This is a genomic window from Micromonospora sp. WMMA1949, assembly GCF_027460145.1.
Taxonomy (GTDB): Bacteria; Actinomycetota; Actinomycetes; order Mycobacteriales; family Micromonosporaceae; genus Micromonospora.
In genome coordinates, this window is record NZ_JAPZBG010000001.1 from 2,732,471 (window position 1) to 2,745,162 (window position 12,692).

Here is a 12,692-nt window from a genome sequence, read left to right on the forward strand (position 1 = left end):
CCGCTGACCTGGACCGATACGCTCCGTATCTGTGGACGGACGGCGTGTCGTCCACAGGGGCGGACGCGGTGGTCCGCCACCGCCCACGCTCCCGGCATGAACTCCACCGAGCCAGCGCGCCTCTCCGTCCGCTCACCGGCCGACATGGTCGCGGCCGTGCCCTACCTGCTCGGCTTCCATCCCGCCGACAGCGTCGTGGTGGTCGCGGTACGCGGCCGGCGCGTCGTCTTCGCCGCCCGCGGCGACCTGCCCGCACCCGGCGCCGACCCCGGCCCGGCGGCCCGGCACCTGGCACAGGTGGTGGCCCGGCAGGACGCCGACGCCGCCACGGTCGTCGGCTACGGTCCGGCCGCCCGGGTGACAGGGATCGTGGACGCGATCGGCGACGCGCTGACCGCCACCGGGCTGGTCGTGCTCGACGCGCTGCGCGTCACCGAGGGCCGCTGGTTCTCGTACCTCTGCGCCGAGCCGTCCTGCTGCCCGCCCGAGGGCACCCCGTACGACCCGGCCGCCAGCCAGGTCAGCGCGGCTGCCGTGTTCGCCGGTCAGGTCGCGCTGCCCGATCGGGCTGCGCTGGTCGCGCAGGTGTCCCCGCTCGATGGGCCGGTCCGGCTCGCCATGCGCCGGGCCACCGGCCGGGCGCGCCTCCGCCTGGCCGCGCTCACCGGCCCTCCGTCCGCGTCGTCGGGCGGCCCGGTGGGCGGCGCGCCGATCGACGGCTCCGAGCCGGGCAAACAGTCGCCGGTCCCGGCGGACGGCCCGGCGACGGACGGACAGTCGCTGGGTCCGGCCGACGGCCCCGCATCGGGTGCGGCGCCGCGTGCGGTGCGGACGGCGGGCACGGCGGCAGTGCGTGCCGCCTTTCGCCGGCAGCGGCGCGGCGAGCGGCTGGACGACGACGAGGTGGCCTGGCTGACGGTGCTCCTCGTCCACGTGGCCGTACGCGACCACGCCTGGTCCCGCACCGACGGCCGGGACGAGGACATCAGCCTCTGGACGGACGTGCTGCGACGCGCCGAGCCGGACCTGATCGCCGCGCCGGGCTGCCTGCTCGCGTTCGCCGCCTGGCGCTGTGGGCACGGGGCACTGGCCGCTGTCGCCCTGGAGCGGGTGCTGTCCGCCCACCCCGGCTACTCGCTCGCGGTGCTGCTCGACGAGGCGCTCCGGCGCGGCCTCGCCCCGGCCGCGCTGGACGGGTGGCCCGGTCCGGACGACGGCGCGGTGCTGCGGCGCCGCCGACGCCGACCCCGCCGGTGACCGCTCACCCGTCCGCCGGGCCGACCCGGCCGGAGACCGCTCACCCGTCCGCCGGGACGGCCACGTCCGCGACGCCGGTGCCGTCAGCTGCCGACGCGCGCCGCCCCGGTGTAGACGTTCATGGTCGGCCCGCGCAGGAAACCGACAAGCGTCATCCCGGCCTCCTCGGCCAGCTCGACCGCGAGCGTGCTGGGTGCGGACACCGCCGCGAGCAGCGGCACCCCCGCCATCCACGCCTTCTGGGTGAGTTCGAAACTGGCCCGCCCGGAGACCAGCAGCACGTGCCCGGCCAGCGGCAGCCGCCCCTCCCGGGCGGCCCAGCCGAGCACCTTGTCCACCGCGTTGTGCCGCCCGACGTCCTCGCGCAGCACGACCAGCTCCCCGTCGGGGGTGAAGAGGCCGGCGGCGTGCAGGCCGCCGGTGCGGTCGAAGGCGCGCTGCGCGGCGCGCAGCCGGTCCGGCAGCGCGGCCAGCAGTTCGGCGGTGACCACCAGCGGGTCGTCCCGCACCGCGAACTGCGAGCGGGTCCGTACGGAGTCGATGCTGGCCTTGCCGCACACGCCGCACGAGCTGGTGGTGTAGAAGTTGCGCGACGGGTCGGTGACGGGCTCCGGCACACCGGGCGAGAGCACCACGTCGACCACGTTGTACGTGTTCGGCGTCTCCGCCCCGGCGCACAGCTGCGCGGTGTGCACGTCCTCCGCCGACCGGATCAGCCCTTCGGTGAGCAGGAAGCCGATCGCCAGGTCGAGATCGTCGCCGGGCGTACGCATGGTCACCGCCAGCGGCCGGCGTCGGCCCGGACCGGCCGCGCCGACGCGGATCTCCAGCGGCTCCTCCACGGCCAGGGTGTCCTGCCGTCGGATCCGCCCCCGGCCGTCCCCGGCCGCGTCGAGGTCGATCCGCAGCACACCACGCCGATCAGTCGCCCGTCCCATGCCGCCATCCTCCCCGGGCGTCCCACCGGCCGCACGTCGCCCCACGTCTTCCCACCCGGCCCCGGCCGCCGCGACGAAACCTCGTCGACCAACGATGGAGGGCGGGCACGTGGCTACTGTGAGGCGATGACGGGGTACGCGGCCATCCTGCTCGCCGGTGGTGCGGCCCGGCGGATGCGCGGAGTGGACAAGCCGGCCCGTGCGGTCGGCGGCCGGCCGATGCTGCACCGGGTGCTGGACGCGGTGGCCGACGCGGACCAGCGGATCGTGGTCGGCTCGTCCGGCCCGGTGCCGCAGGGGGTCCGGACGACGCGGGAGGAGCCGCCCGGGGGCGGTCCGGTGGCCGCCACGGCGGCCGGGCTGGCGCTGCTCGACCCCGGTACGACGACTGTCGCGGTGCTCGCCGCCGACCTGCCGCTGCTCACCCCCGCCGCGGTGGCCGAGCTGCGACGCGCGCTCGCCGCAGGGCCGGCCAACGCTCATCCCGCCGGCCGACCCGACGTGGTCGACGGGCGGAAGCCCGCGCTCGCCTGCTACGTGGACGGGGACGGCCGCCGCCAGCACCTGTGCGCCGTCTGGCGGCTACCGGCCCTGCGGACCGCCCTCGACCGGCTCGCCGCGGCGCGGGGCGGCTCGCTCGACGGGGCGCCGGTACGCGGGCTGCTGGCCGGTGTCGCCGTACGCGACGTGTCCTGGTCCGGGTCCGGGCCGCCGCCCTGGTTCGACTGCGACACTGACGAGGACGTACGCCGGGCGGAGGAGTGGACGAGATGACGGTGCTGGACGACTGGGTCACGGCGGTCTGCGCCGAACTGGACCTGGATCCGGCGGGGGTGCCCGTGCCGACAGTGCTCGACGTGGCCCGGGACGTGGCCCACCAGGTGGTCCGGCCGGGCGCGCCGGTCACCGCGTACCTGCTGGGGCTGGCGGTGGGGCGCGGCGCGGACCCGGCCGCGGCGGCCGAGCGGCTCAGCGCGCTGGCCGGTTCCTGGCCGGTGGATCTGGGTGGTTCCACACCTGGGGATTAGCGCCTCGCGCGGGATTCGGTCTCCCTCGCGCGTGGGTAGGGTGGCGGGAACGGACGGAGGCGATCATGACGGCAGACCACCCCTCGGCGCCGGTCGACAAGCCTGCCGGCGGCACGCCGGAGCACCACGAGTCGATCCTGCTCGACGAGCCGACCACAGCCGATCTGCGGGCCAAGGTCACCGAGGCGTGGCGGGAGTTCGCCCGGGCGCTCGCCGACCAGCTCCGCGCCCTGCCCGCCGGTGGGCACCTGGAGGTCACGCTCGACCCGACCGCCTCGGGCACCGGGGACGCCGTCTACTCGGTGAGCGTGGACGCGGGCGAGGAGGGGCGCCTCTCGGCCCGCGCGGTCGGCAACGCCACGCTGCCGCAGGGCTACCGGCTGGACCGGGCGGCGGTGGCCGACATGGTGGCGCTCGGCTGGTCGCCGCCGGGCGTGGTGCCGGGTTCCGGGGAGCAGTTCGGGCTGGACTGCGGCACCGACGAGGCGACCCGGCTGGCCGCCGTGCTCTCCCGGACGCTGCGTGACGTCTACGGCGCGCCGCATCCGGCCTTCCTCGTCTACCTGGTGCACGACACCGAGGGCGAGCCGTTGCCGGCGGAACCGCTCGGTACCGCGCGCAGCGAGTTCGGCCCGGACCGGGACGTCGAGGCCGACCTGGACGAGGCGCTGGCCGCGGCGGCGGCCGCGCAGTCGGGCGAGAACGACGTGCTGGCCCTGGAGGAGCGGGTCCGCACCGTCGTGTCGACCATGCTGAAGTCCGCGTCCGACCAGCTTCAGGTCGACTCCGACGGGGACATCAACATCCGGGCCGGCTCGGCCATGGTCTTCGTGCGGGTGCGGGACAATCCGCCGCTCGTGGACGTCTTCTCGCCGGTGCTGACCGAGGTGGAGCCGACCGAGCGCCTCTACGTGAAGCTCTCCGAGCTGACCAACCGGATGCCGATCGGCCGGCTCTACTGCGCCGACGACACGGTGTGGGCCTCCATCCCGGTGTTCGGCCGCAACTTCCAGCCCACCCACCTGATGCTCGCGGTGCAGGTGATGACCGGTCTCGCCGACGAGCTGGACGACCGTCTGCACGGCGAGTTCGGCGGCAAGCGCTTCTTCGGCGAGGGCGACAAGCCGGCCCGGGCCGAGGAGCATCGCACCGGCATGTACCTCTGAGCGCTGCTCAGCGTACGTCGAGCAGGGTCTTGCCCAGGGTTTCCCGGGCCTCGATCGCGGCATGCGCGGCGGCGGCCCGTTCCAGCGGGAAGCGCTGCCCGATCAGCGGCCGCAGCCGCCCGGCCGCGCCCTCGGCGAGCGCCGCCTCGGTGAGGGCGCGCAGCTCGTCCGGGCCGGGCCGGGGGCTCAGCAGCGTCACCCCGCGTGCGGCTGCCGACTCGGCCGGGATGTCCGCCCAGGTGCCGCCGGCCAGCCCGAAGCTGAGCATCCGTCCGCCGGGGTCGAGCAGGTCGAACGCCTCCCGGGCGAGCGGCCCGCCGACGCCGTCGAACACCACGTCGACGGCGCCCACGGCTTCCCGGACCCGGTCGGTCCAGCCCGCCTGCCGGTAGTCGACGACCACGTCGAGGCCGGCGGCACGGAGCACGTCCACCTTGCGGGAGCCGCCGGCGGCGGCCACCACAGTCGCCCCGGCCGCCGCCGCGAGCTGCGTCAGCAACGACCCGACGCCGCCGGCCGCCGCCTCGACCAGGACGCGGTCACCCGCCCGCAGCCCGGCCGCCCGGGCCAGCATCAGGGCGGTCCGGCCGTCGGCCATCAGCGCCACCGCCGCGTCCAGCGGCAAACCCGGGGGTACGGGGACAGGCGCACCCCGGTCGACCACGACGCGCTCGGCGTACCCGCCGGTGCCGCCGGTGGCGGTGACCACGACGCGGCCGGCGAGCGCCGGGTCGACGTCCGGTCCCAGCGCGGTGATCGTGCCGCCGACCCCGTTGCCGGGGATCACCGGCAGTTCGGTGCCGAACGGCCCGAAGCCGCTGGCCCGGAACATCGTCTCGACGAACGTGATGTTCGCGTGTGCCACGTCGACGAGGACCTGGCCCGGTCCGGGTGCCGGGTCGGGTGCCGTCCCGGGCACGAGCACCTCCGGTCCGCCGAACTCCCGCAGCCACACCGCACGCATACCGCCCCCTCGCTTCACGCTGGTCACCAGTGCACGACATGAAGCCGGGTTGAGGTCAAACCGTTGACGGTCCCACGCCGGGGGACTCGACCAGCCGGGAGAGCACGATGGTGCTGCGGGACGAGGTGACGAACGATTCGGCGCGCAGCCGTTCCAGCGCCTCCTCCAGGTGGGAGATGTCCGCGGCGCGCAGGTGCACGAGCGCGTCCGCCTCGCCGGAGACGGTGTACGCGCCCACCACCTCGGGGTGCCGGCGGGCGGCGGCGCCGATCTGCGCCGGGGTGGTCCGGCCGGCGCAGAACAGCTCGACGAACGCCTCGGTGGTCCAGCCGACGGCGGCCGGGTCGACCACGGCGGTGAACCCGCGGATCACCCCGGCGGATCGGAGCCGGTCGACCCGTCGCTTGACGGCGGGGGCGGAGAGTGACACCCGGCTGCCGATGTCCGCGTACGAGGCGCGGGCATCCGCCACGAGTAACGCAATGATTCGCTGGTCGACCGCATCTATCTGCAACGTTCTGCTCCTGGGAAGCAATGCTTGTGGCTGTTACCAAAGTTGTACCGTACCTACTCTTGGTGACCGTGAACCAGCAGCGAGTCTCGCGAAAGCGGACATATCTCATGTGCTCGCCCGAGCACTTCACGGTCGAGTACGCGATCAACCCGTGGATGGACGTGACCACGCCGGTCGACGCCGACCTGGCGGTCAAGCAGTGGGACCGGCTGCGGGAGACGCTCGTCGGGCTGGGGCACGAGGTGCACCTGCTGACTCCCGAGGCGGGCCTGCCGGACATGGTGTACGCGGCCAACGGCGCATTCGTGGTCGACGGCACCGCCTACGGCGCCCGGTTCAAGCACGAGCAGCGGTCCGCCGAGGCCGCCGCGCACCGGGCGTTCTACGAACAGCAGGGCTGGCGGTTCATCGCGCCGAGCGAGACCAACGAGGGCGAGGGCGACTTCGCGTACCTGCCGGAGGCGCACGGCGGGCTGGTCCTCGCCGGGTACGGCTTCCGGACCGAGCCGGCCGCGCACGCCGAGGCGCAGGAGGCGCTCGGGCGGCCGGTGGTCTCGCTGCACCTGGTCGACCCGCGCTTCTACCACCTCGACGTCGCGCTGGCCTCGATCGACGACGAGAACGTCGTCTACTACCCGGGAGCCTTCTCCGCCGCCAGCCAGAAGGTGCTGGCCCAGCTCTTCCCGGACGCGATCGTCGCGGACGACGAGGACGCGCTGGCGTTCGGCCTGAACCTGGTCAGCGACGGGCTCAACGTGGTGCTGAACAACGAGGCGACACGGCTCGCCGGCAGGCTGAAGGCGGCCGGCTACCACCCGGTCCCGGTGGAGCTGGCCGAGCTGAAGAAGGGCGGTGGCAGCGTGAAGTGCTGCATCGCCGAGCTGCGGCACTGAGCCACGCCTCGACGCGAAGGGCGGCCTCCCGGTGGGGAGACCGCCCTTCAGCGTCAGGGGCCGGTCAGCCCAGCGTCGCCAGCTCGTTGATCACGACGTTGGAGAGCAGCCGGCCGTCGGTCTGCACCCGGCGCAGGTACCACTTCTGCTGCGGGGTACGGGTCTGGTTGAACTGCCAGGTGCCGCGCGGGCTGTCCACCTGGCCGACCTTGCCGAGCGCCAGGTTGACCTGCTGCGGCGAGGGGTTCCCCCCGGCCAGCCGGATCGCCTTGTCCAGCACCAGCGCGGCGTCGTAGGAGGCCATCGCGTACGTGGTGGGCGCCGAGTTGAACGTCTTCCGGTACGCCGATGCGAAGATCCGGTTCGCGGTGTTGTTGAGGTCGGCCGAGTAGTTCAGCGCGGTCTCGATGCCGTACGACTCGATGAGCTTGCGCTCGCGGCCCTTCTCCCCGTCGTCGAGCTGGTCGAGCGCGGTGCCCTCGGTGAGGAAGCCGGGGGCGTAGATCGGCCCCCGGTAGCCCGCGGCGTAGAGCTGCTTGACGAACTGCACGGCCTGCGCGCCGGAGTAGTGGCAGAACACCGCGTCCGGCTTGCGCCCGAGCGCCTTGCGGATGGGCCCGGAGTAGAGCGACCGGGACGGGTTGGGGTCGTCCTCGGTGAAGATCGGGTCCTCGGTGAGCCGGCGGCCCCGCTCGTACGCGCGCCGCAGCCCTTCGATGACGTCCTGGCTGCCCGTGCCGCGGGTGCCGAAGATGGCGATCCGGCTGGAGGCGTCCAGCTTCTGGCGCAGGTACTCGCCGAGCGCCTCGCCGGGCTCGGTCAGCACGTACGACGTGCGCCAGATGTAGACGACGCCCTGGAGCGTCGCCGGGGAGGCGTTGGAGCCCAGCAGGGGCACCCGGGCCTCCTCGACCGCGTCCTTGATGCCGGTCATCACGGTCGGGCTGACCACGCCGGTGAGCGCGAGCACGCCCTCCTTGAGCAGCCGGTCGACGGCGGCCTTGCCGGTGGCGGCGGTGTCGCCCTCCTCGGCGGTCACGAGCGTGACCGGGTGGCCGGCGATCTGCTGACCGCGCATGCTGAGGAAGAGCTGGAAGCCGTTGGTGATCTCGTCGCCGATGGCCTTGTTCGCCCCGCTGCCGGGCACGATCAGTCCGACTTTGATCGGGCTGCCGGATCCGGTCTGCTCCCCGGAGTCGTCCCCCGAGCCGCACCCCGCCGCCAGTCCGGTGGTGCCCAGCGCGGCCAGCAGTTGCAGGGCCCGCCTGCGGTTCATCTGTGCCACCGACTTCCTTCCCGACGGGGCGGCCATGGTGCACGCCCCTTCGGCGTTCTACCTGGTCGACGACGCTGCGTCAATGCCCGGAAGATCATCGTGAAGCGACCGCAACGCCTCGACGACCTGCGGCCATGCGGTGGAGCCGGGTGCGATCAGCCCGAAATGCTCGCATTCGGGCAGCTCAACAAGCGTGGCGGAGCCGCCGGCGGCCCGATCGGCCGCTACCCAGGACCTGCTGATCGTGACCGGGACCTGTATATCTTGATCACCGTGAATGACTACTGTACGTGTTTGGATGGGTACCAATACCGATGGATCGGCCGCCGCGTACCGGTCCGGCACGTCGTCCGGGCCGCCGCCGAGCAACGCGGCCACCGCCCCCTCGTCCAGGTCCAGCCGGTACGCCTGCGCGAGGTCCGCCACCGGCGCGAGCGCGAGCACCCCGCCGACCGTTTCCGGGGCGTGCGCCGCCACGTACAGGGCCAGGTGCCCGCCCGCCGAATGACCGACCAGGATCGGCGGCACGGGCGCCACCCGGCCGGGCAGCGCGGCGGCGGCGAGTTCCGGCAGCGCGGCGATCCCGGCGCGGACGTCGGTGAGCGTGTGCGGCCATCCTCCGCCCGGCCGGCCGGTCCGGCGGTACTCGATCTGCGCGACCGGGTGGCCGAGCGCGGCGAACGCCGCCGCCATCGGGCCGGTGTGCCTCCGGTCGTACTCCGCCCGCCAGAAACCGCCGTGCACCACCACCACGAGCGGCCGGGGCGGTCCGTCGCCGGCCGGCCGGCGCAGGTCGGCGAGCTGGTCCGGGTGGTCGCCGTAGGGGACCGTGGCATCCGGGGGCGGGGACGGGCGGGTCAGCACCTCGCGCGGGTCGGAGAGCATGCGGCGACGGTAGCGTCCCGGAGGTCCGGCCGCGTGCGCATGGTCGGCGTGGGTAAAGATGGGTGCCATGACCGAAGCGCACTCCGCCGGACACGACGACGAACAGGGCAACGATGGCATCCCCGGCACCGTGGTGGTGGTCGGGCCGGACGGCCGCCCGGTCGGCACGGTGCAGACCGAGGAGGGCAAGGGCGAGGACCCGACCCGCCTGGTCGAGCAGCCGGCCAAGGTGATGCGGATCGGCAGCATGATCAAGCAGCTGCTGGAGGAGGTGAAGGCGGCGCCGCTGGACGACGCGAGCCGGAACCGGATGCGGGAGATCCACGAGCGCTCGATCGTCGAGCTGAAGGAGGGCCTCGCACCCGAGCTGCGCGAGGAGCTGGAGCGGATCTCGCTGCCGTTCACCGAGCAGCAGACGCCGAGCGAGGGCGAGCTGCGCATCGCGCATGCCCAGCTCGTGGGCTGGCTGGAGGGCCTGTTCCACGGCATCCAGGCCGCGCTGGTGGCCCAGCAGATGGCCGCCCGCGTCCAGCTGGAGCAGATGCGCTCGGGCCGTCAGGCGCTGCCCAGCGGCCCCGGCGGCGTGATTCCGGGCATGCCCGGGATGCCCGGCGGCGGCGAGGGCCACGCGCCCGGCCAGTACCTGTGACCCGTCGGCCGGGGCGCGCCGCACGCGCCCCGGCCGCTCAGTCCAGCTCGAAGACCTTCTCCAGGTACGCCGCGACGCCGTCCTCGGTGTTCGGCCCGGTGACCTCGTGGGCGATCTCCCGTACCGCCGGGTGGGCGTTGGCGACGGCCACCGCACGCCCGGCCCAGGCCAGCATCGGCACGTCGTTGGGCATGTCGCCGAAGGCCACCACGTCCCGCTCGTCGACGCCCAGCCGCTCCGCGTACCAGGCCAGGCCGGCCGCCTTCGTCACGCCGGCGGCCGAGATCTCGATCAAACCGCTGTACGACGAGTGGGTCGCCTCGGCCAGCCCTTCCAGCGCGCCCGCCACCACCCGCACGAACACGTCCGGATCCTGCTCACCGGCCCGCGCCAGCAGCTTCACCGCGGGCGCGGCCAGCAGCTCCTCGGGCGACTCGACGGCCCGGATCGCGTCGAGGTCGGCGTCCCAGCGCAGCGGATAGTGCGCCTCGTGCCGCATCTGCCGGCTGTCCACGATCTCCACGGCGAGACTCACGCCGGGTACCTCGGCGCGCAGTCGCCGGGCCACCTCCGCCAGCAGTTCCGGGGCGAGCGGATCGGCCCGCAGCACCTGGTCGGTGACCGGGTCGTACACCACCGCGCCGTTGGCGCAGATCGCCGGCAGCGGCGCGGCGAGCTGCTCGTACACGAGTTGGAGCCAGCGGATCGGACGGCCGGTGACCAGGACCACCGGAGTGCCGGCGGCGGCGATGCGGGCCAGCACCGCGGCGGTACGCGGGCTGAGCGTCCGATCGTCGCGCAGCAGCGTGCCGTCGATGTCGGAGGCGACGAGCCGAGGTGGATCTTCCATCACCGCGAGAGTAGCCGGTCCAGGTAGACCGCGACGCCGTCGTCGTCGTTGCGCAAGGTCACCTCGTCCGCCGCGGCGCGCACCTCCGGGTGGGCGTTCGCCACCGCCACCCGGGCCCATCCGGCCCAGTCGAACATCGGCAGGTCGTTCGGCTGGTCGCCGAAGACCAGCACGTCGGCCGGGTCCACCCCGAGCCGTTCGGCGACGACGCTCAGCCCGCTGGCCTTGTCGGTGCGGGGCGGGCAGATCTCGATGAACCCCAGCCCGGCCTGGGTGAGCGTGGCCACCTCCGGCGGCACGATCGCCCGTGCCGCCGCCAGCAGCTCGTCCACGTGGTGGTCGGCGGTCCGGGCGAACGCCTTGATCACGTCGCAGGACAGGCATTCCGTCCGGCTGCGCGCCTCGAACCGGTCCGGGTAGGGCCAGCTCGGGTGGTAGTCGCCCCACAGCGGCGCGTCGTGCTCGTCCGACGCCTCCACCATCACTGTCAGCGGGCCGACCGCCTCCTCCAGGTCCGTGAGGAGCCGGGCCAGCACCTCGCCGGGCAGCCGCTCGTCGCGCAGCACCAGCGGCCCGTCGGGGTCGCTCTGGTCCACCACCCGGCCGCCACCGGCCATCACCAGGAAGTCGGCGGCCCGGATGTCGTTGCGGGTGAGCTCGGTCAGGCGCGGTCCGCGTCCGGTCGCGCCGACCACCGGAATCCCGGCGGACCGCACCCGGTCCAGCACCCGATGGGTGTACGCGGAGACGGTCTCGTCGCTGCGGACGAGCGTCCCGTCGAGGTCGGTGGCGATCAGCTTGGGCAGTCCCGGGCGGGTCATGGTTCCTCCTTCGCCCGCCGCCGTCACGCCGGCCGTCCAGGTCTTCGGTGCCGCGACCATGGGACGGCGGGCAGCAACCGTATCTCGCGGAACAGGCGGCAACCACGGCTTTCCGGCGAATCGGCGGCGAAGCTCCGGTGGCCGTCGTCCGCGCTGCCGGAGCTGGATCAGTACGACCGTTCGGGGCCGGCGAACGGCACCGTGGGCTGCACCGTCAGGTCCGCCGGGGCCGGGGGCAGGTCGTCCTCGTCCACCCGGCGGCGACGGTCCGGCCGGTCGTCGTCCGGCTCCTTGTCGACGGGCGACCCGCCGGCCGCCCGGCCAGCCAGGTGCAGCGCGGCCGCCAGCAGCGCGACGGCGAGGAACGCGCTGACCAGGCCGCGGCCGTGCTCGACCTCCAGGCGCTGCTCGCCGACGAAGAACAGGATGCGCCGGGCCAGCTGTTCGAGGGAGGCGGCGGTCGCGACGAGCAACCCGAGCACACCGGCGGCGAGACCCAGCCCCGCCAGCCGGGCGTGCTGCCGCACCGCCGGGGCGCCGCGCAGCGCCAGCACCACCGCCACCGACAGCCCGAGCAGACCCATCAGGTACGCCGTCCCGAAGCCGCCGATCTCGGAGATGCCGCTGGTCAGCCGGGCCGGCGCGTCGTCGCCCCGGGTGTCGGCCGGCACCGTGATGGTCAGCCACTCGCCGATCAGCGAGGCGATCGCGGCCACCGCGCCCAGCCCGGTGAGCACTGTCGGCAGGCGGCGGTCCCGGCCCAGCGCGGCGAGCGAGCGCGCGGCCCGGCCGGACGGCTCCGGCTCGGCGTCGCCCCACTCGACGATCGTGGTGTCGTCGGACCGGTTGTCCTGCAGGGGGATTCGCTTGTCCTGCCGGGGAACGGGGAGATCCTGCGACATGGCCACCCTTCCCGTGCGCGGGCCTGGGTCGAATCATGGCACAGCCCGCTCCCGCCGGCCGGGATCGCGACCCCGAGGTGCGGTGCGGGGCGGCGCGCTTTCGGTTAGCGTCGGTGCCATGCCTATCCGTACCGCATCCGCTCGCTGGCAGGGCAACCTCACCGAGGGGTCCGGCACCGTCCGCACCGGCAAGGGCGGCCTGTCCGGCAACTACTCCTTCAAGTCGCGCTTCGAGGAGGGCGAGGGGACCAACCCCGAGGAGCTGATCGGCGCCGCGCACGCCGGCTGCTTCTCGATGGCGCTCTCCAAGCAGCTCGCCGACGCCGGCGCCCAGGAGACCGCGGTGGAGACCACCGCCAAGGTGCACTTCGACAAGACCGACGCCGGCATGACCGTGACCCGCATCGACCTGGAGACCGTGGGTCAGGTTCCGGGCATCGACCAGGCCGAGTTCACCAAGCTCGCCGAGGCGGCCAAGGAAAACTGCCCGATCTCCCGGCTGCTGTCGCCGGGCGCGCAGATCACGCTGAACGCCCGTCTGGCCTGACA

At 74.0% G+C, this 12,692-nt stretch carries 15 protein-coding genes; 7 read left to right on the top strand and 8 right to left on the bottom strand.

Features of this window, described 5'->3' with window-relative positions; translation table 11 throughout:
* Positions 1-96: 96 nt before the first annotated feature.
* The gene (locus O7607_RS12890) at positions 97-1,257 is read left to right on the top strand and encodes a DUF4192 domain-containing protein (protein ID WP_269703406.1); all 1,161 of its coding nucleotides are present in this window, start codon (positions 97-99) and stop codon (positions 1,255-1,257) included.
* Between the two features lie 83 nt (positions 1,258-1,340).
* Here O7607_RS12890 and fdhD read toward each other — a convergent pair whose 3' ends face one another.
* Positions 1,341-2,195 carry a formate dehydrogenase accessory sulfurtransferase FdhD gene (gene fdhD / locus O7607_RS12895; protein WP_269703408.1) on the bottom strand — a complete coding sequence of 285 codons (855 nt, stop codon included), beginning with the start codon at positions 2,193-2,195 and terminating at the stop codon, positions 1,341-1,343.
* A 126-nt stretch (positions 2,196-2,321) separates the two neighbouring features.
* Here fdhD and mobA point away from each other — a divergent pair, with 126 nt between their 5' ends.
* The 3 genes from mobA to O7607_RS12910 all read left to right on the top strand — a co-directional run bounded on the left by mobA (position 2,322) and on the right by O7607_RS12910 (position 4,389).
* Complete coding sequence (gene mobA, locus O7607_RS12900) at positions 2,322-2,969, top strand: molybdenum cofactor guanylyltransferase (protein WP_269703411.1); 648 nt, start codon at positions 2,322-2,324, stop codon at positions 2,967-2,969.
* The gene (locus tag O7607_RS12905; protein WP_091415945.1) at positions 2,966-3,223 is read left to right on the top strand and encodes a DUF6457 domain-containing protein; all 258 of its coding nucleotides are present in this window, start codon (positions 2,966-2,968) and stop codon (positions 3,221-3,223) included. The genes mobA and O7607_RS12905 overlap by 4 nt, the downstream gene beginning before the upstream one ends.
* A gap of 65 nt (positions 3,224-3,288) precedes the next feature.
* A complete protein-coding gene (locus O7607_RS12910) occupies positions 3,289-4,389 on the top strand; it encodes a T3SS (YopN, CesT) and YbjN peptide-binding chaperone 1 (protein WP_269703413.1) in 1,101 nt (366 codons plus the stop codon).
* 7 nt (positions 4,390-4,396) lie between these two features.
* On the opposite strand, the gene O7607_RS12915 is transcribed toward O7607_RS12910, so the two are convergent.
* Together O7607_RS12915 and O7607_RS12920 are read right to left on the bottom strand one after the other, a co-directional pair.
* Positions 4,397-5,353: a zinc-binding dehydrogenase gene (locus tag O7607_RS12915; protein ID WP_269703414.1), complete on the bottom strand. Its 957-nt coding sequence runs from the start codon at positions 5,351-5,353 to the stop codon at positions 4,397-4,399.
* A gap of 55 nt (positions 5,354-5,408) precedes the next feature.
* Complete coding sequence (locus O7607_RS12920; protein WP_091413428.1) at positions 5,409-5,867, bottom strand: Lrp/AsnC family transcriptional regulator; 459 nt, start codon at positions 5,865-5,867, stop codon at positions 5,409-5,411.
* Positions 5,868-5,926: 59 nt separating this feature from the next.
* On the opposite strand from O7607_RS12920, the gene ddaH reads away from it, so the two are divergent.
* Positions 5,927-6,760 (top strand): dimethylargininase, encoded by an 834-nt coding sequence (ddaH, locus tag O7607_RS12925; RefSeq protein WP_269703417.1) that lies wholly within the window; start codon positions 5,927-5,929, stop codon positions 6,758-6,760.
* 64 nt (positions 6,761-6,824) lie between these two features.
* Here ddaH and O7607_RS12930 read toward each other — a convergent pair whose 3' ends face one another.
* The gene (locus O7607_RS12930) at positions 6,825-8,045 is read right to left on the bottom strand and encodes an ABC transporter substrate-binding protein (RefSeq protein ID WP_269703419.1); all 1,221 of its coding nucleotides are present in this window, start codon (positions 8,043-8,045) and stop codon (positions 6,825-6,827) included.
* 48 nt (positions 8,046-8,093) lie between these two features.
* Positions 8,094-8,921: an alpha/beta hydrolase family protein gene (locus O7607_RS12935; RefSeq protein WP_269703421.1), complete on the bottom strand. Its 828-nt coding sequence runs from the start codon at positions 8,919-8,921 to the stop codon at positions 8,094-8,096.
* 58 nt (positions 8,922-8,979) lie between these two features.
* Here O7607_RS12935 and O7607_RS12940 point away from each other — a divergent pair, with 58 nt between their 5' ends.
* A complete protein-coding gene (locus O7607_RS12940; RefSeq protein WP_269703423.1) occupies positions 8,980-9,570 on the top strand; it encodes a bacterial proteasome activator family protein in 591 nt (196 codons plus the stop codon).
* 37 nt (positions 9,571-9,607) lie between these two features.
* Here O7607_RS12940 and O7607_RS12945 read toward each other — a convergent pair whose 3' ends face one another.
* The 3 genes from O7607_RS12945 to O7607_RS12955 all read right to left on the bottom strand — a co-directional run bounded on the left by O7607_RS12945 (position 9,608) and on the right by O7607_RS12955 (position 12,143).
* On the bottom strand, positions 9,608-10,420 hold the full coding sequence (locus tag O7607_RS12945) for an HAD family hydrolase (protein ID WP_269703424.1): 813 nt from the start codon (positions 10,418-10,420) through the stop codon (positions 9,608-9,610).
* A complete protein-coding gene (locus O7607_RS12950; RefSeq protein ID WP_269703425.1) occupies positions 10,420-11,241 on the bottom strand; it encodes an HAD family hydrolase in 822 nt (273 codons plus the stop codon). The genes O7607_RS12945 and O7607_RS12950 overlap by 1 nt, the downstream gene beginning before the upstream one ends.
* 167 nt (positions 11,242-11,408) lie before the next feature.
* Positions 11,409-12,143 (bottom strand): hypothetical protein, encoded by a 735-nt coding sequence (locus O7607_RS12955; RefSeq protein WP_269703426.1) that lies wholly within the window; start codon positions 12,141-12,143, stop codon positions 11,409-11,411.
* A 118-nt stretch (positions 12,144-12,261) separates the two neighbouring features.
* On the opposite strand from O7607_RS12955, the gene O7607_RS12960 reads away from it, so the two are divergent.
* Positions 12,262-12,690: an OsmC family protein gene (locus O7607_RS12960; protein ID WP_013289315.1), complete on the top strand. Its 429-nt coding sequence runs from the start codon at positions 12,262-12,264 to the stop codon at positions 12,688-12,690.
* Positions 12,691-12,692 lie beyond the last annotated feature (2 nt).